Below are 16,389 nucleotides of genomic sequence, written 5' to 3'. Positions count from 1 at the left end.
GATCAGCCGTCGAGGCGGGTGAGGGTCAGCAGTCCGTCGCCCGCGGGAGTGAGCACGGGGACGATCGCCGCCGATTCGGCGACGGTCGCGAGCAGGTCGCGCAGGACGTGCGTGGCTTCGTCGCGTGCCGCGGGGTCGGTGACCCGGCCGCGGGAGAACGCGCCGGGGATCACGACCGTGCCGCCGGCGCGCACGATGGTCAGCGCGTGCTCCAGGTACTCGAGCAGGCGCTCGGGCTCCGCGTCGATGAGCACGAGGTCATAGGCACCGAGGTTGAGGCGGGGCAGCACCTGGGAGGCGTCGCCCTCGATGAGGCGCAGGCGGGCCGCGGCGATGCCGGCGCCCGCGAACGCCGCACGGGCCTGCCGCAGGTGCTCGGATTCGATCTCGATCGAGGTGAGGGTCGCCTCGGGGACGTGGCGCAGCAGAGCGAGCCCGCTGACGCCGACGCCGGTGCCGATCTCGCAGATCGCGCGGGCGCCGCTCATGACCGCGAGGCCCGAGAGCTGCGCTGCGACCGCGCGGCTCACCGGCTCGATACCGAGCTCGAGCGACAGGCGGCGTGCCCGGACCTGCGCGTCGGTCTCGGTCGGGTACTGCTCCGCGTACTGCCAATTGCGTTCGAGACGGCTCACCATTCCTCCAGCTTCGTTCGGGCTCGGGGCCCTGCAGTCCAGAGTAGGGCCGAGAGGCCCGAGAACTGCGCGAACACGCGGCTGAGCACAGTACGATGGGTGGTTATGGGCCTGACGATCGATAAGATCCTGGTGATTCTCGTGATCGCCATGTTCGTGCTCGGTCCGGAGCGCCTGCCCGGCTACGCGAAGAAGCTCGGCGAGCTCACCCGCGGCGTCAAGCGCATGGCGGACGGCGCGAAGGATCGGCTGCGCGAGGAGATGGGTCCCGAGTACGACGATGTCGACTGGAAGCAGCTCGACCCCCGCCAGTACGATCCCCGCCGCATCATCCGCGACGCCCTACTGGAGGACGAGCGCGAGGCGCGCGCCGAGATCCGTCGCTCGCAGACCGAGGCCGCGCGTACGCCGCGCGTCGGCGAACTACACCCGGACGGCACGGCGGTCGGCTTCCACTTCGACGACGAAGCGACCTGAGCGGTCGCCGGGTCAGTCGCCGGGTCAGCCGGCGGGCGAGATGCCGAGCGAGCGCCCGGCCAGGCCCCGCGGGCGCACCGCGAGCACCGAGGCGATGTGCAGCACTTCGCGCGCAGCGGGATCCTCCGGAAGCGAGATGACCGCCGGCGATCCCGCGTCGCCACTGGCGCGGAAGCCGGGACTGAGCGGCACGCTGCCGAGGAGCGGCACCGTCCCGTGCTCTTCGTCGCTCAGGCGCGCGGCCACGAGCTCTCCGCCACCCGACCCGAAGAGGTCGAGCACCGTGCCGTCGGGCTGGAGGAGCCCGGCCATGTTCTCGACCACGCCGATGACCCGCTGACCGGTCTGCCGTGCGACGAGCGCGCTGCGCACGGCGACATCGGCCGCGGCCTCCTGCGGCGTCGTCACGACGAGCACCTCGGCGTGGGGGAGCAGCTGGCCGAGGCTGATAGCGATGTCGCCCGTCCCGGGCGGCAGATCGAGCAGGAGCACGTCGAGATCGCCGAACCAGACGTCGCGCAGGAACTGCTCCATGGTGCGATGCAGCATCGGTCCGCGCCACGAGACCGCGGTGGAACGGGGGTCCTGCTCGCCGAGGAACATGCCGATCGAGATAACCTTCACACCGTGCGCGACGGGGGAAGGATCAGGTCGTCGACGCGGGTCGGTCCTTCGACGCGGCCGTCGCGGCTGAGCCCGAGGATGCCCGGGATCGAGAACCCGAACACGTCGGCGTCGATGAGTCCGACGCGGAGGCCCTGAGCCGCGAGAGCCACCGCGAGGCCCGCGGTGAGCGACGACTTGCCGACGCCGCCCTTGCCGCTCGTCACCGCGATCACGCGGGTCAAAGAATCGGGGCCGAACTGCTGGGGGCGCTTCGCGCGATCGCCGCGGACCCGCTCCGTGAATGCGCGGCGTTCCTCGGGCGACATGACGCGCACTGAAACCTCCGCCGAGGCGATCCCCGCGGTACGACCCGCGGCCTCGTGCACCTCGGATTCGATCCGCCGGGCGGCCGGGCAGCCCGCGATCGTCAGGGCGATGCCGACACGAGCCGTGCCCTCGGGAAGGACCTGCACCGAGTCGACCATTCCGAGCTCGGTCACGGGACGCAGGATCTCGGGGTCCTTGACACCGTCGAGCGCGTTCCAGACGGCCGCCTCGAGGGGCGAGGCGTCGGCGCGCTCGCGTGCCTGCGAGACCAGGGGATCCTCGCCGGTCATCGTGCGTCCGCCCGTCCGGCGTCCCCCGTCGCGTCGTCGTCGGACTCCTCCTCCGCGGCGAGCTCGGCGAGCAGCGCGCGGAGCTCGGTACGGACGAAGTCGCGGTCGGGCAGGTCCTTGATCGCGAGACGCAGCGCGACGACCTCGCGGGCGAGGAACTCGGTATCGGCCAGGTTGCGCTCGGCGCGCTGCCGATCCTGCTCGATCTGCACGCGGTCGCGGTCGTCCTGCCGGTTCTGCGCGAGCAGGATCATCGGCGCCGCGTAGGAGGCCTGCAGCGAGAGGATGAGCGTGAGCGCCGTGAAGCCCAGCGCCGCGGAGTCGAACCGCCAGGCCTCGGGGGCGACGGTGTTCCAGACCAGCCAGGCGAGGCAGAACGCGCTGAGCAGCAGGAGGAACCACGGCGTGCCCATGCCGCGGGCGATCCCCTCGGTCCAGCGACCGAACACCTCGTTGTTCGAGACGTCGCGATCCCGCGCGACGCGACCACCGGCCGCGCGCGGAGCGTCGAGCCCCGCCGCGTCCTTCCTGCGGAACCAGATCATCGCGCCGCTCCGTTCCTCGGGTGCGGCGCTTCGTCGTCGGCGTGACGCCAGTCGTCCGGCAGCAGGTGGTCGAGCACGTCGTCGATCGTGACCACGCCGACGAGGTGGTCCTGCTCGTCGACGATCGGCAGGGCCACGAGGTCGTAGCTCGCGAGGCGCCGGGCCACCTCGGCGGCGCTCGCCCGCACCGGGATCGCCTCGATCTCGGTATCGAGCAGAGCCGAGAGGCGCTCGTGCGGCGGGAACCGCAGCATGCGCTGGAAGTGCGCCATCCCGAGATACTCGCCGGTGGGCGTCTCGTAGGGCGGGTGCGTGACGTAGACCGCCGAGGCCATCGCAGGCGGGATCTCGGCGCGGCGGATCATTGCGAGGCCCTCGGCGACGCTGGCCTCGGCGGACAGCACGATGGGCGCGGGGCTCATGAGACCGCCGGCCGTGTCGGCGTCGTACTCGAGGAGCCGGCGGACGTCCTCCGCCTCCTCGGGCTCCATCAGGTCGAGCAGTTCCTCGCCCTCGGCCGCGGGCAGCGCCGAGATGAGGTCGGCGGCGTCGTCGGGCTCCATGCGGTCGAGCACGTCGGCGGTGCGCGACGGGGGCAGCAGCTTGAGCAGGGCGAGCTGGTCGGCCTCGACCATCTCCTCGAGCGCGTCGGCGACGAGTTCGTCCGGCAGTTCCTCGACCACCGAGAGCATGCGGGGCTGCGGCAGTTCGAGCAGCGCCTCCGCGAGGTCGGCCGGCTTGAGATCGACGAGGGTCTGGATCAGGAGCTCGGCCGACTGCGCGGACGACGGGTCGGTCGGGAGGCGGACATCGGCCCACTTCACGATCCGGGCCTCGCCGCGCGAGAAGGTCGCCGCGGGCTTGGAGGTGCGGACGAAGAGCTCGGAGACGATCCACTCGCCGGACCGGGTGCGATCGATCGCGGCATCCTCGATCACGGCGTCGCGGCCGCCCTCGACGAGCTTGACCTCCCGGCCGATCATCTCGGCGATCATGCGGGTCTCCCCGCCGCGCTGCTCGAAGCGTCGCACGTTGATGAGGCCGGTCGCGATGATCTGCCCGGCGCCGATCGAGGTGATCCGGCCGATGGGCACGAACACCCGGCGTCTGCCGGGGATCTCGACGATCAGGCCCACCACGCGCGGCGCGCTCGCCGCTCGGTAGACCACCAGCACGTCGCGCACCTTGCCGATCCGGTCGCCGACGGGATCGAACACCCCGCGCCCGGCGAGGCGGCCTACGAAGATCCTCGAACTGCTCACCCCTCTACGGTAGTGGGCCGGGCGCCGCTTCGGGGCACCAGGGATCGAACGCTCAGGACCAATCGATCGGTTGAGGCGCTCCGCGCCTCGGCGATCGAAGATGGGAGCATGCACGGATCGACGGAACGGGTCTCCAGGAGGGGGTTCATCGCGGCCTCCGCGCTCGCGGTGCTGCCGCTGCTCGGCTGCGCCCCCGAGCGCGGATCGGGTCGCCCCGGGCCCGTGCCTGCCCCGACGCGTCCCACTCCGGGCGTCGAGTCGGCAGAGCCTCCGGCGCCCGCGCCGCGGGCGCTGCTGCTCGCCTCGCTCGCCCACGGGGACTCCGTCGCGGTCGTCGATCCGGCGGTCGACGGCGAAGCGGGGATCACCCGGATCCGGGCGGGAGCATCGCCCTGGGGCGTGGGCGTCGCGCCCGACGGGAACCGGGGGTACGCGGCTACCGCCGAAGGGCTCGCCGTGATCGATCTGGGCGCCGCCGAGCGCTCGGCGCTCGTGCAGTACCAGCATCCGGCACCGCGGATCGGCACGGGGGAGTACCGTGCGGGCGGCCTCGGTCTCGCCGTGTCGCCGGACGGATCGCGGGTCTACGTCGCGGTCGGCACGGACGAGCCGCGGGCCTACCTGGAGGTCTTCGACGCTGCGAGCGGCCGCTTCGTCGGCTCCGCTCGAGTCGGCGGGCGCCCGTTCGACGTCCTGGTCGCTCCGGACGGGTCCTGGGCCGCGACCGTCGACCACGACACCTTCTCAGTGACGGTCGTCGATGCGCGGACCCTGGAGGCGCAGGAGCATCGGATCGCGCCGTTCGGGACCGAGGGAGGACTCGCCTCGTGGGAGAAACCCCACTACGGTGCGGTCGACGCGGACGGCACGATCCTGCTCCCGGTGCAGGGGAAGACCGTGGTCCGGCTCGACCCGCGCACGGGGCGTACCGAGAACGCGCTGCAGAGCCGGGCGAATTCGCACGCGCACGGCACGGTCCGCTCCGACCGCCTGCTGGTGACCGTCGGCACGGGTGCGTTCGGCAACGCGACCGGGGAACCCAACCTGTCGGTGCTCGACCTCGACAGCGGCGTCGAGCGGATCGCGCCGCTCCCGGTTCCGCACGAGACGGTCGCGGTGTGGCGCGACGCGGAGGGCGAGGACTGGGCCGCGGTCGCCGGGGGCAACACGCGGGACGCCGGCTGGGACGGGATCACCCACGTGCGCGTGCGCGACCTCCGCGAGCGGCGGCAGCCGGTCGCCGGATATCCGCAGGCGGTGGTCGCGTTCGCCGCCCGCTGAATCGATTCGGCGGGGGATTTCGCAACCTCGGAGGCGGGAATGGGAGAATGCACTCATGAGCAGCCCCAATCCGAGCGCCGCGCGCCGAGCCCTTCTCATGCCGGAACTTCCGACCGGCGAGGTGGTCTCGACCTACGAGCACTACGCCGATGCGAAGCACGCGGTGGATCTCCTCGCGCGCGCCCGCTTTCCGGTAGCGGAAGTCTCCATCGTCGGAAACGGGCTGCGCAGCGTCGAGCGCGTGACCGGACGGCTCACCTACGGCCGCGTCGCCATGGTCGGCGCGTCTTCGGGAGCATATCTCGGCGTATTCCTGTCGATCCTGCTCTTCATCTTCCAGCCGGAGAACGCATCGATCTTCGGTGTGTTCATCGCCGCCATCGTGATCGGAGCCGGCTTCGGAATGCTCTTCGGCGTGCTGTCCTACGCGATGAATCGGAATCGCCGCGACTTCTCGTCGGTGTCGCAGATGGTCGCGACGCGGTACGACCTGATTACTTCGGCGGAACTGGTCGGTGAGGCCCGGCGCGTGCTGACCTCCCCGAGAACGCGGAACGGGGATAGCGGATCCCGCTATCCCCGTTCCAGCGACTCGGTACTGCTGAGCCGATTCAGCCCTGGGCGGCCTCGTAGATCGCGAGGAGCTTGCCCGGGATGCGCCCGCGATCGGGAACCTCGTGACCCTGCTCGCGCAGCCACTCGCGCACGGCGCCCGCGTTCGACGCGCCGCGCGAGGAGCGCTGAGCGGCGCGGCCGCGGGGAGCCGAGGACGCCTTGCGGGCGACCTTGACGAACGGTGCGAACGCCTCGCGCAGCTCGGCCGCGTGCGCCTCCGAGAGATCGATCTCGTACGCGGTGCCGTCGAGCGAGAAGCGCACCGTCTCTCCTGCGCCGTCCGTCAGTTCGGTGCCGTCGAGGTCATCGACGAGGATCTCGGTGATCCGCTTTGCCATTGCTGTCTCCTTCGCGAATGAAATCCGGTCTTCTCCGGATCCCTCGCGGCAAATATAGCCGAGATCGCTGAATATTTCGCATTACTTGAAATGTAATCTATATCCCTGACGAATGTTAGGAATTGCGGGCGCCCCGCACCCAGCTTTCGACGTCGTCGGCGGTCCGGGGAATAGCGGAGGAAAGGTTTACGCATCCGTTTTCCGTGACGACGATATCGTCCTCGATTCGTATTCCGATACCGCGGAATTCCTCCGGCACGGTGAGATCATCGGGCTGGAAATACAGGCCGGGCTCGATGGTGAAGACCATTCCCGGTTCGAGCACGCCCTCGTAATAGTGATCGCGTCGCGCGGCCGCGCAATCGTGCACATCGAGTCCCAGATGATGACTCGTGCCGTGCACCATGTAGCGGCGGTGATAGGCCGGAGCATCGTCGCCGGAATCCTCGGGAAGGAATCCCCATTCGCGCGTGCGGCGCTCGATCACGGCCATCGCGGCGTCGTGCACCTCGCTGAACCGGATTCCGGGCCTGACGATCGCGCGTGCGGCATCGGCGGCCTCGAGCACGGTCTCGTAGACCTTCCGCTGCACGGGCGAGAACGTTCCCGAGATCGGGATCGTGCGGGTGATGTCCGCGGTGTAGAGCGAATCCACCTCGACGCCCGCATCGAGCAGCAGCAGATCGCCGTCGCGGACGACGCCGTCGTTGCGCATCCAGTGCAGCGTGCAGGCATGGGCGCCCGAAGCGGCGATGGTCTCGTAACCGACGGCGTTGCCGTCGAGCCGAGCGCGCAGGTTGAAGGTGCCCTCGACCACGCGCTCGCCCCGGGTCTCGGCGACCGCTCGGTCGAGACCTGCGAGCACCTCGTCGAAGCCGCGAGCGGTCGCGTCGACCGCCAGCTGCATCTCGCGCAGCTCGTACGCGTCCTTCACGAGGCGCAGCTCCGAGGTCGCACGGTCGAGCTCGGGATCCTCGAGGGTCCGGTCGTCGGGTGCGGCGGCGAACTCGGCGAGGTGCGCGGTGGGCAGGCCGAGGTCGGCGGAGACCTGAGCGAGCGAGGGGCGCGCACCGATCCAGAACTCGCCGATCTCGGGATTGGCGAAGAACTCCTCGGAGTCGCGGCCGGCGCGCTCGTTGAAATAGAGCGTCGCCTCGTGGCCCTCGGCCACGGGATCGAGCACGAGGACCGCGCCGGGCTCGCTGTCGGCTCCCCAGCCCGTCAGGTGCGCGAACGCACTGTGCGGGCGATACGGGTAGAAGGTGTCGTTGGAGCGCTGCTTCGCGGCGCCCGCGGCGATCACGAGACGCTGGCCGGGGAACTGCGCCGACAGGCGGGCGCGACGGTCGCGTGCGAACGACGCGGACTCGCGTGAATCGGGCTGCTCGTCGGTGCGCTCGGCCCATCCCGACATGATGTAGTCGAGGAACGCTTCGGACTTCGGCGTCGTGCTGCGGTTGCTGTTGTCGATCTCCACCTCGTGGGTGGTCTGCTCGGAAGAGGTCATTTTGCAATCCTCCCACTTCGCACGCCCGGGCGGGCACCTCCGAATATCAGCTCGGAGGCGTAGCGTGAGGCCAGCCGGGCCCGCCCGGGCTCGCGGAACGGAGGAAGACCATGGCCACCTACGATGTTGCGGATCGATCGGCGATCGTCACGGGAGCGGGCTCCGGGATCGGACGCGCGGTCGCGCTGCTGCTCGCCGAGAACGGCGCGAAGGTGGTGGTGCAGGACCTGAGCGAAGAGGCCGCCGACGCCGTGGTCGCCGAGATCGTCGGTGCGGGAGGTACTGCGGTCGCCGTCGTCGGCGATGCCTCCGCGACCGGGGTCGTCGACGAGACGGTGCTCGCGGCGGAGTCACTCGCCCCCTTGCGGATCGGCGTGAACAACGCGGGCATCGGCGGCGCCATCGGACCCACCGGCGGGTACACCGACGCCGACTGGGAGCGGGTCGTCTCGGTCAATCTCAACGCGGTATTCCGCGGCACCAGGGCGCAGGTCGCGGCGATGTCGGCGAACGGGGGCGGCTCGGTGGTCAACCTCGCCTCGATCCTCGGCAGCGTGGGCGCCGCGTATTCGCCGGCCTACGTGGCCACGAAGCACGCGGTCGTCGGCCTCACGAAGACCGCCGCGCTCGAGTACGCGGGTGCCGGGGTCCGGGTGAACTCGGTCGGACCCGGATACATCGATACGCCGCTCCTCGCCGGCGCCGACGAGTCCGCGCGCGCGGCGCTCATCGCGAAGCACCCCATCGGCCGTCTCGGCCGTGCCGAGGAGGTCGCGCATCTCGTGGCGTTCCTCGCGAGCGATGCCGCCTCGTTCGTCACCGGCAGCTACCACCTGGTCGACGGCGGCTACACCGCGCAGTAGGAGCGCTCGGGGCGGGCACCGTGGCCGCGCCGCCCGCCGGCCACGCCCTACACTGGTGGGATGGCAGAACGGCGGTCGCAGGGCGGATTCGACCTGCACACCCACTCCTCCTTCTCGGACGGCACGACGCGTCCGTCCGAGATCGCCCGGGAGGCCGCAGCGCTCGGCCTCGGAGGGTTCGCCCTGACCGACCACGACACGATCGCCGGATGGGACGAGGCCCGAGAGGCGGCCGCGACGGTCGGCATCGGCTTCCTTCCCGGGATCGAGATCACGAGCGAGCACGACGGCCGGTCGCGCCACCTGCTCGGCTACGGGATCGATCCTGGAGCGCGTGGGTCCGAACTGTTCTCGGCGCTCGACGAGGTGCGGCGATCACGTCTGCAGCGCGCGCAGGAGATGGTGCGACGCCTCTCGCGGGACTACGCGATCTCCTGGGAGGACGTGGTGGGCGATGGCGACGCGCGCACCGTCGGCCGTCCGCACATCGCCGACGCGCTCGTGCTCGCCGGGTACTTCCCGGACCGCGGCACCGTCTTCGAGCGCGTCCTGCACCCCGGGTCGAGGTACTACATCGGCACCTACGCGGTCGCGACGCGGGATGCGATCCGCATGGTTCGGGAGGCCGGGGGAGCCACCGTGCTCGCGCATCCGGCTGCGATCCGCCAGCGGGGTCCGGTGACGGATGCCGAGCTCCGCCTGCTCGCGGACGCCGGGCTCTGGGGGATCGAGCTGAGTCATCCCGAGAACCGCGAGAGCTGGTTGCCGCCGCTCGAGCGCTCGGCCGCGTCGATCGGCCTCGAAGCCACCGGGGCGAGCGACTACCACGGTGCGGGCAAGGCCAATCGCCTGGGGGAGCGCACCACCGGCGAGGAGATCGTGGCGCGGTTGCGCGAACGGCTCGCCACGCCGAGCTGAATCGGGAGAGGTGAACCGGGCCGACCCGAAACGGCGATGAGCCGGGCCCCGGGGCCCGGCTCATCGCGTCCTGCGTGCGACTCGGTGCTACTCCGCCGAGGGCGCTGCGTCGCCGTTCGCCGACTCGGTCGAGGCCTGCGCCTCGCCGGAACCGGAACGGCCCGCACCGCCGCGCCGGCGACGGCGCCGCCTGCGCGGGGCGGTCGCCTCGCCGGTCTCCTCGGGTGAACCGGGCAGCGGGGCGCCGGGCTCGCCGCCGCCCTCGGAATCGTGGCCGTGCTGGTCGTGTCCGTGCGCCTCGTGACGCCCACGACCCTGCGGGTTCGCGCTGCGGGTACGGCTGCGGGTGCGCGTGCGGGATCCGCCTTCGCCGCGGCCCTCGCCCGACTCGGATGCCCGGGATCCGCTGCGCGGAGCGCGTTCCTTCACCGGGGTGGCCTTGAGCCGGCCCTTGGTGCCCTCGGGGATCTTCAGGTCCTCGAACAGGTGCGGTGACGAGGAGTAGGTCTCCACGGGCTCCGGCACGCCGAAGTCCAGCGCCTTGTTGATGAGCGCCCACTTGTGCAGGTCGTCCCAGTCGACGAAGGTGACGGCGATGCCCGTGCGACCCGCGCGGCCGGTGCGACCGACGCGGTGCAGGTAGGTCTTCTCGTCGTCGGGGACCGTGTGGTTGATGACGTGGGTGACGTCGTCGACATCGATGCCGCGTGCGGCGACGTCGGTCGCGATGAGGATCTCCTTCTTGCCGGCCTTGAAGGCGGCCATGGCGCGCTCGCGCTGATCCTGATTGAGGTCGCCGTGCACCGAGGCGGCGTTGAAGCCGCGATCGGTCAGCTCCTCCTGGAGCTTCGCGGCGGCGCGCTTGGTGCGCATGAAGATCACGGTCTTGCCGCGGCCCTCCGCCTGCAGGATGCGCCCGATCACCTCGTCCTTGTCGAGCGAGTGCGCGCGGTAGACGATGTGCTCGATGTTGGCCTGCATCTGGCCCTCGTCGGGGTCCGTCGCGCGGATGTGGATCGGCTTCGACATGAAGCGTCGCGCCAGGGTGACGATGGTGCCGGGCATCGTGGCGGAGAACAGCATGGTGTGCCGCGTCGCGGGGTCTTCGCGAAGAGCTTCTCGATGTCTGCGAGGAATCCGAGGTCGAGCATCTTGTCGGCCTCGTCGAGCACCATCTCTCGCACGTTGCCGAGGTTCAGCAGGCGCTGGCTCGCGAGATCGAGCAGGCGGCCCGGGGTGCCGACGACGATCTGGGCGCCCGCCTTCAGCTGTTCGATCTGTCCCTCGTAGGCCTTGCCGCCGTAGATCGGGACGACCGTCGCGCCACGGTTCTTCGCGGCCAGCTCCAGGTCCTCGAACACCTGCACGCACAGCTCGCGGGTCGGGACCACGATGAGGGCCTGCACGCCGGGCTCCGGATCGGTGCCGATGCGCTGCAGCAGCGGGAGGCCGAAGCCGAAGGTCTTTCCGGTGCCGGTCTTGGCCTGGCCGATGATGTCCTGGCCCGAGATCGCGAGCGGGATGGTCTGCTCCTGGATGGGGAAGGCGTCGACGATGCCCTCCCCGGCGAGCGCGTCGACCATGTCCTGGTCGACGCCGAGTTCGGTGAAAGTGGTCACGTGCGTCCTGTCTCGTGGGATGTCGGCTCCGCGCTGATTCGACTCTTCCGAGCGGAGCACGCTGCCGCTCCGCGGCGGCAGCAGTCTGATTTGCGTACGGCGACCAGTCTATGCCGGGCCCGAGCTCCGACGCCGGTACACTGACGGGGTGTTCGAGTGGATCCGTAACCTGCGCAAGTCGTCTGCGCCCGCACGCAAGATGCGCACGCGGAGCGAATCCGACGAGGCGGTGCGCGTCGAGCTCGCCGAGTTCGCCCCCGGGATCCTGCCGTTCCTCGGGTTGACCTCCTACCTGCAGCTGGAGCTCTACGAAGCGGCGACGCGCGGCGTCTCCGGCGCGGCGACGCTCGAGGCGAAGGAGGTGCTCGCCCGTGTCGCGGGCCAGACCCTCGCGAAGCACCAGCGGTTCACGGACGAGATCCGGCGACGCGGCAAGGAAGCGCACACCGTGATGCAGCCGTACAGCTCGGTGATCGACGCGTACATCGAGCGGATCGACGTCGCCGACTGGCACCAGCACGTGCTGTCGCTCTATCTCGTCGGCGGCCTGTTCGACGGATTCTTCGCGAGCCTCGCGCAGGGCCTGAGCGACCCCTACCGCGGCGAGGCGATCGAGATCCTCGAGGACGACCCGGGCCGGGTCGCCCTGCGCGAGCTGCTCGCCGCCGAGATCGCCGCGGATCCGAAGCTCGCGAATCGGCTCGCGCTCTGGGGCCGGCGCCTCGTCGGCGACACGCTGCTGGTGTCCCGGGCGGTGCTCGGGCTGAGCGAGCACCGCGAGTTCATCGCGAGCGAGGTCGAGCCGGTGTTCACCGAGCTGATCGCCGACCACATTCGACGGATGGACCGGCTTGGGCTCACAGCCTGAGCGCACCCGGATCCCGCTCGCCGCGGCGGCCGCGCCGCCGGAGGGGCAGCTGCGGTGCCGCTACTTCGTCGCGGGCGAATGCCGCTCCTGCGCCCTGATCGAGACGCCCTACGGCTCGCAGCTCGCGGACAAGCAGGCGCGCTGCGTCGAGCTGCTCCCCGGCGTGCCCGAAGGCGGCTGGCTGCCCGCGTTCACCGCGGAGGACCGAGGGTTCCGCAATCGCGCGAAACTCGTGGTCGGCGGGCGGGCCGGTCGGGTCTCGCTCGGCATCCTCGGCCCCGACGGCCGCGGTGTCGACCTGCGGGAGTGCGCAATCCAGTCGCCCGGCATCGCCGCGGTGATCCCTCGGCTCGCGGCCCTGCTCGACGGCACGGGACTGCCGCCCTATTCGGTGCCCGAGCGCCGAGGCGAGCTGAAGTTCGTGCACGTGACCGAGGCGCCGTCCGGCGAGCTGATGCTCCGCTTCGTCGTGCGCAGCGAGCGCGCGCTGCGGGCGCTGCGCTCGCTCCGCGACGAGATCCGTGCGGCCGTACCGCGTGCCGCGGTGATCTCGGTCAACCTGCTGCCCGAGCACAAGGCGGTGCTCGAGGGGGAGCGCGAAGAGCTGTTGCTGGGCTCCTCGCTCCGGATGGGGCTCGGGCCGATCGACCTGCACCTGCTGCCGCAGAGCTTCTTCCAGACCAACACCGCGGTGGCGCGCGAGCTCTACGCTCAGGTCGCCGGCTGGGTCGCCGGGATCCGGCCCCGCTCCCTCTGGGACCTCTACTGCGGGGTCGGCGGCTTCGCGCTGCACTGCGCCGAACCGGAGCCCGCCGCGGGGTCGCCCGAGGTGCGCGAGGTCGTCGGCGTCGAGCTGACCGAGGCGGCCGTGCGCTCCGCCCGTCGGAGCGCACGGGATGCGGGCCTGCACGCGCGGTTCATCGCCGCGGACGCCACGGCCTTCGCACTCGGGGGCGGGGATCCGGCCGGCTCCGAGCCGATGCCGGAGCTCGTCGTCGTGAATCCGCCCCGGCGCGGCATCGGGCCGGAGCTCTCCGACTGGCTCGAACGCTCCGGCATCGCGCACGTCGTCTATTCGAGCTGCAACCCCGAGTCGCTGGCACGCGACCTGGAGGCCATGCCGTCCTACGCGGTGCGCGAGGGACGCTTGTTCGACATGTTCCCGCACACGAAGCACCTGGAGGTCGCAGTCCGCCTCGAACGGCGATGACCTCCGTCGCTCAGCGCAGCGCGAGCGGAGCACCGAACGCGGGGGAACCCCAGTGCCCCGGTCGGCGCAGCGCGGCGGTGACCAGGTCGACGCCGTCCGAGTCGACCTCCGCTGCGCACACGAGCAGCGACAGCGTGGGGTAGCCGTGCGCGCGGTTGTCGCGGATGATCGCCCGGTCGTCCCCGGGAGCGAGTGCGGTGCTGCGCGCGAGCAGCTCGATCCAGCGCGCCCGCCACATCGGGAACGTCTCGGCCTCGGGCGCGTTCCCGTGCAGCTCCGCGAACTCCGGCAGCCAGCGGGCGATCCGGGCGGTCGCGCGGTCGTCCACGCCGTCGTGGGCGAGCATGTGCGCCCCGGGTGAGAGCCGAGTCCGCCGGAGGCCGGAGCCGCCCCACTCTGTCACGTGCGCGCCCTCGGCCGAGACCTCGACGAGGTTGAACGCCGCGGTGCCCGGCGGATCGTCCGGATCGATCCCCGCCGCCGCGTCGAGCACGATGCCGCCGCGGGACGCGAGCGGGGCCGAGCCGTGAGGGCGCACCGTCTCACCGCGGTTGAGGAGCACCGCCAGCCGCGCCGCGCCGGTGCTCGGCCCCACGGCCGCGAGCCATGCGCCGTTCGCGCGGCGATCCCGCACGCCGACGACACCCGGTCGCTCCTCCGGCCACCATTCGCCCGGCGGATCCCACGCGCGCTCCGGATCCTCGTCGCGCACGGCCAGCAGCCGGATCGGCGCGTCCGCGCGCGTCGGGACATCGAGGATCACCGTGCACATGGCGACGGAGTCTAGCGCGGGATGGAATGATGGCACCCATGAACATCGTTCTCGGAGTCACCGGCGGGATCGCCGCGTACAAGTCGGTCCTGCTCGCGAGGCTGCTCGTCGAGGCCGGGCACGAACTGCACGTCGTGCCCACCGAGGCCGCGCTCCGCTTCATCGGCCGGCCCACGTGGGAGGCCATCAGCCGCCACCCGGTGACGACCTCCGTGCACGAGGACGTCCCCGAGGTGCGTCACGTGGCGCTGGGCCAGCGGGCGGACCTCGTCATCGTCGCACCCGCAACCGCGAACACCCTCGCCCGCATGACCGCCGGGCTCGCCGACGACCTGCTCGGCACGACGCTGCTCGCGACCCGGGCCCCGGTGCTCGTGGCGCCCGCCATGCACACCGAGATGTGGGAGCACCCGGCCACGCAGGACAACATCGCGATCCTGCGCTCCCGCGGCGTGCACTTCGCCGGACCGGAGCGCGGACGACTCACGGGGGACGACAGCGGCGTCGGCCGCATGAGCGAGCCCGAGACGATCCTCGCCCAGGCCCTCGCCCTGCTCGACGGCGCTCCCGCGGGCGCGCCCGAACCGCACCCGACGGCACCGGAGCCCGAACGCGTCCCCGCGCCGCCCGCGACCATCGCGGCGACCGCGGTGCCCGGCCCGACGGTGCCGGACACCGCGGATGAGCCCGCCGAAGCCGTGCCGTCCCGCCGCGATCTCGACGAGGTCCGCGTGCTCGTCACCGCCGGTGGGACCCGGGAGCCCATCGACCCCGTGCGGTACATCGGCAATCGATCCAGCGGCAAGCAGGGTGTCGCGCTCGCGGCGGCCGCCGCCGACCGAGGGGCCAAGGTCGTGCTGCTCGCGGCGAACGTCGAGGCCGCGGTGCTGGCCGACGTCTCCGAGCGCGACGACGTCCGGGTGGTTCCGGTCGGCACCGCCGCGGAGCTCGAGGCCGCCGCCCAGGGTGCGGCTCCGGGAGCCGATGCGGTCATCATGGCCGCGGCCGTCGCCGACTACCGGGTGGCCGAGATCTCGGACTCCAAGCTGCGCAAGGAGGAAGCCGACGCTCCTCCCGTGCTCGAACTCGTCGAGAATCCCGACATCCTCGTGGGGCTCGTGCGCGCCCGGCACGAGGGCCAGGTGATCGTCGGCTTCGCCGCCGAGACCGCCGAGGACGCCGACGAACTGCTGGAGCGCGGGCGCCGCAAGCTCGCGCGCAAGGGGGTCGACCTGCTCGCCGTCAACGCGGTCGGCTGGGTGCAGGGATTCGAATCGGCGGAGAACGCCGTGCAGCTGCTCGACGCCGACGGCCGGATGGTGCGCGAGGTCGGCGGAAGCAAGCGCGAAGTCGCCGAGGCGATCCTCGACGCGGTCGTGGACGAACTGGCGGCCGCGCGCCGGGAGTGATTCCCGGGCGCGTGGCCGCCAGTTGGGTGCGCCCGGGAGCGCCCTCGGGAGGTCAGCTGACGAAGCCGACCTTGCGCCCGGCGTCGCCGCCGATCTCGACGTAGGCGATCGCAGACGCGGGAACGAGGTACTGCCGGGACTTCGCATCGGTGAAGCTGACGAGGGACTTGCCGCCCTCGAGCGCCGCCTCGACGGCGGCGTGGAGATCGGCCGCCGACGCGTCGGTCTCGAAGCTGATCTCGCGCGGTGACTGGATGATGCCGATGCGAACTTCCACGGGGGCCTCCTGAGTGAGTGGTCTGTCGGGTCCGGACCGAGCGACGCGCCCGCCGGGCCGCCGGCGCTCGGGCGCCGGATCTGATCAGAGTCTATGGCGCAGCCCCGGGCCGGGACCCGGATGGACGCCGTCGTTCGCTGTCGGCGCAGGACCCCGGTCACCTCAGCGGGGTTCGAGGCGCAGCGTATCGCGGGTCGCGGCGGATACCGCCGCAGTGCTGAACGGCCATGGGCGGGACCGGACCGCCGACCAGTCCGCGGTCCGATCGGTGCAGTGAGGATCGAACGCGTGCCCGCTGGCACCCGTGAGATTGGATCCACTGCGACGCGTCCCAGTCGGACACGTCGACGACCATGCGCATCGAGGACACCGTGGTCGTGCCGTACCCCTCGTGGAGTTCCCAACCGGTCGCGTTCACGACGCCGGAGCCGCCCCCGACCGGGGACGGTCCGCGGTTGAACAGCGCCTCGACGGGGGCGATCCCGGCTTCGGCGTTCCGCCACCACCGCGACCCCGGGTCCCGCAGCCTGCCACGGGCCCCGAGCGCAGGTGCCGTGCCGGGCATGGGCC

14 protein-coding genes and 5 pseudogenes are annotated in these 16,389 nt (G+C 71.5%); 8 read left to right on the top strand and 11 right to left on the bottom strand.

Annotated features, from left to right (window positions below):
• Positions 1-2 precede the first annotated feature (2 nt).
• On the bottom strand, positions 3-638 hold the full coding sequence (locus AB3K78_RS07650) for an O-methyltransferase (RefSeq protein ID WP_416447154.1): 636 nt from the start codon (positions 636-638) through the stop codon (positions 3-5).
• 102 nt (positions 639-740) lie between these two features.
• Here AB3K78_RS07650 and AB3K78_RS07645 point away from each other — a divergent pair, with 102 nt between their 5' ends.
• Positions 741-1,112 (top strand): twin-arginine translocase TatA/TatE family subunit, encoded by a 372-nt coding sequence (locus tag AB3K78_RS07645; RefSeq protein WP_416447153.1) that lies wholly within the window; start codon positions 741-743, stop codon positions 1,110-1,112.
• A 24-nt stretch (positions 1,113-1,136) separates the two neighbouring features.
• Here AB3K78_RS07645 and AB3K78_RS07640 read toward each other — a convergent pair.
• The 3 genes and pseudogenes from AB3K78_RS07640 to AB3K78_RS07630 all read right to left on the bottom strand — a co-directional run bounded on the left by AB3K78_RS07640 (position 1,137) and on the right by AB3K78_RS07630 (position 4,142).
• A pseudogene (locus AB3K78_RS07640) lies at positions 1,137-2,335 on the bottom strand (P-loop NTPase).
• Complete coding sequence (locus AB3K78_RS07635) at positions 2,332-2,880, bottom strand: DUF1003 domain-containing protein (RefSeq protein WP_416447152.1); 549 nt, start codon at positions 2,878-2,880, stop codon at positions 2,332-2,334. The pseudogene AB3K78_RS07640 and the gene AB3K78_RS07635 overlap by 4 nt, the downstream one beginning before the upstream one ends.
• Positions 2,877-4,142, bottom strand: a complete 1,266-nt coding sequence (locus tag AB3K78_RS07630) for a magnesium transporter MgtE N-terminal domain-containing protein (RefSeq protein ID WP_416447151.1) — start codon at positions 4,140-4,142, stop codon at positions 2,877-2,879. The genes AB3K78_RS07635 and AB3K78_RS07630 overlap by 4 nt, the downstream gene beginning before the upstream one ends.
• 108 nt (positions 4,143-4,250) lie before the next feature.
• On the opposite strand from AB3K78_RS07630, the gene AB3K78_RS07625 reads away from it, so the two are divergent.
• Together AB3K78_RS07625 and AB3K78_RS07620 are read left to right on the top strand one after the other, a co-directional pair.
• The gene (locus tag AB3K78_RS07625; protein WP_416447150.1) at positions 4,251-5,423 is read left to right on the top strand and encodes a hypothetical protein; all 1,173 of its coding nucleotides are present in this window, start codon (positions 4,251-4,253) and stop codon (positions 5,421-5,423) included.
• A gap of 55 nt (positions 5,424-5,478) precedes the next feature.
• Positions 5,479-5,757: pseudogene (locus AB3K78_RS07620) on the top strand (general stress protein); the annotation flags it as partial.
• Between the two features lie 277 nt (positions 5,758-6,034).
• On the opposite strand, the gene AB3K78_RS07615 reads toward AB3K78_RS07620, so the two are convergent.
• Together AB3K78_RS07615 and AB3K78_RS07610 are read right to left on the bottom strand one after the other, a co-directional pair.
• Positions 6,035-6,376, bottom strand: coding sequence for a histone-like nucleoid-structuring protein Lsr2 (locus AB3K78_RS07615; RefSeq protein WP_416447149.1), 342 nt, complete (start codon positions 6,374-6,376; stop codon positions 6,035-6,037).
• A 115-nt stretch (positions 6,377-6,491) separates the two neighbouring features.
• Positions 6,492-7,883 (bottom strand): aminopeptidase P family protein, encoded by a 1,392-nt coding sequence (locus AB3K78_RS07610; RefSeq protein ID WP_416447148.1) that lies wholly within the window; start codon positions 7,881-7,883, stop codon positions 6,492-6,494.
• A 110-nt stretch (positions 7,884-7,993) separates the two neighbouring features.
• Between AB3K78_RS07610 and AB3K78_RS07605 the strand changes: the two genes are divergently transcribed.
• Positions 7,994-8,746 (top strand): SDR family NAD(P)-dependent oxidoreductase, encoded by a 753-nt coding sequence (locus tag AB3K78_RS07605; RefSeq protein ID WP_416447147.1) that lies wholly within the window; start codon positions 7,994-7,996, stop codon positions 8,744-8,746.
• Positions 8,747-8,806: 60 nt separating this feature from the next.
• Positions 8,807-9,664: a PHP domain-containing protein gene (locus AB3K78_RS07600; protein WP_416447146.1), complete on the top strand. Its 858-nt coding sequence runs from the start codon at positions 8,807-8,809 to the stop codon at positions 9,662-9,664.
• Positions 9,665-9,751: 87 nt separating this feature from the next.
• Here AB3K78_RS07600 and AB3K78_RS07595 read toward each other — a convergent pair.
• Positions 9,752-11,247, bottom strand: a pseudogene (locus AB3K78_RS07595) (DEAD/DEAH box helicase).
• 184 nt (positions 11,248-11,431) lie between these two features.
• Here AB3K78_RS07595 and AB3K78_RS07590 point away from each other — a divergent pair.
• Both AB3K78_RS07590 and AB3K78_RS07585 read left to right on the top strand, forming a co-directional pair.
• Positions 11,432-12,151 (top strand): ferritin-like fold-containing protein, encoded by a 720-nt coding sequence (locus AB3K78_RS07590; protein ID WP_416447145.1) that lies wholly within the window; start codon positions 11,432-11,434, stop codon positions 12,149-12,151.
• Between the two features lie 49 nt (positions 12,152-12,200).
• Positions 12,201-13,361, top strand: a complete 1,161-nt coding sequence (locus AB3K78_RS07585) for a methyltransferase domain-containing protein (RefSeq protein ID WP_416447322.1) — start codon at positions 12,201-12,203, stop codon at positions 13,359-13,361.
• Positions 13,362-13,371: 10 nt separating this feature from the next.
• On the opposite strand, the gene AB3K78_RS07580 is transcribed toward AB3K78_RS07585, so the two are convergent.
• A complete protein-coding gene (locus tag AB3K78_RS07580) occupies positions 13,372-14,133 on the bottom strand; it encodes an NRDE family protein (protein WP_416447144.1) in 762 nt (253 codons plus the stop codon).
• A gap of 38 nt (positions 14,134-14,171) precedes the next feature.
• On the opposite strand from AB3K78_RS07580, the gene AB3K78_RS07575 reads away from it, so the two are divergent.
• A complete protein-coding gene (locus tag AB3K78_RS07575) occupies positions 14,172-15,542 on the top strand; it encodes a bifunctional phosphopantothenoylcysteine decarboxylase/phosphopantothenate synthase (protein ID WP_416447143.1) in 1,371 nt (456 codons plus the stop codon).
• 52 nt (positions 15,543-15,594) lie between these two features.
• On the opposite strand, the gene AB3K78_RS07570 is transcribed toward AB3K78_RS07575, so the two are convergent.
• From AB3K78_RS07570 to AB3K78_RS07560, 3 genes and pseudogenes are all read right to left on the bottom strand, one after another.
• The gene (locus tag AB3K78_RS07570; RefSeq protein ID WP_416447142.1) at positions 15,595-15,819 is read right to left on the bottom strand and encodes a DUF3107 domain-containing protein; all 225 of its coding nucleotides are present in this window, start codon (positions 15,817-15,819) and stop codon (positions 15,595-15,597) included.
• 162 nt (positions 15,820-15,981) lie between these two features.
• Positions 15,982-16,083: pseudogene (locus tag AB3K78_RS07565) on the bottom strand (hypothetical protein); the annotation flags it as partial.
• Between the two features lie 118 nt (positions 16,084-16,201).
• Positions 16,202-16,384: pseudogene (locus AB3K78_RS07560) on the bottom strand (hypothetical protein); the annotation flags it as partial.
• Between the last annotated feature and the right edge of the window lie 5 nt (positions 16,385-16,389).

The organism is Leucobacter sp. HNU, assembly GCF_047946755.1.
Lineage (GTDB): Bacteria > Actinomycetota > Actinomycetes > Actinomycetales > Microbacteriaceae > Leucobacter.
Note: the sequence above shows the minus strand (reverse complement) of the source record. Positions and strands in the feature narration are given on the sequence as shown.

Excerpts from the sequence above, each read along its gene's own strand:
- AB3K78_RS07650 (WP_416447154.1), bottom strand. The coding sequence starts at position 638 with ATGGTGAGCCGTCTCGAACGCAATTGGCAGTACGCGGAGCAGTACCCG.
- AB3K78_RS07645 (WP_416447153.1), top strand. The coding sequence starts at position 741 with ATGGGCCTGACGATCGATAAGATCCTGGTGATTCTCGTGATCGCCATG.
- AB3K78_RS07635 (WP_416447152.1), bottom strand. The coding sequence starts at position 2,880 with ATGATCTGGTTCCGCAGGAAGGACGCGGCGGGGCTCGACGCTCCGCGC.
- AB3K78_RS07625 (WP_416447150.1), top strand. The coding sequence starts at position 4,251 with ATGCACGGATCGACGGAACGGGTCTCCAGGAGGGGGTTCATCGCGGCC.
- AB3K78_RS07615 (WP_416447149.1), bottom strand. The coding sequence starts at position 6,376 with ATGGCAAAGCGGATCACCGAGATCCTCGTCGATGACCTCGACGGCACC.
- AB3K78_RS07610 (WP_416447148.1), bottom strand. The coding sequence starts at position 7,883 with ATGACCTCTTCCGAGCAGACCACCCACGAGGTGGAGATCGACAACAGC.
- AB3K78_RS07605 (WP_416447147.1), top strand. The coding sequence starts at position 7,994 with ATGGCCACCTACGATGTTGCGGATCGATCGGCGATCGTCACGGGAGCG.
- AB3K78_RS07600 (WP_416447146.1), top strand. The coding sequence starts at position 8,807 with ATGGCAGAACGGCGGTCGCAGGGCGGATTCGACCTGCACACCCACTCC.
- AB3K78_RS07580 (WP_416447144.1), bottom strand. The coding sequence starts at position 14,133 with ATGTGCACGGTGATCCTCGATGTCCCGACGCGCGCGGACGCGCCGATC.
- AB3K78_RS07575 (WP_416447143.1), top strand. The coding sequence starts at position 14,172 with ATGAACATCGTTCTCGGAGTCACCGGCGGGATCGCCGCGTACAAGTCG.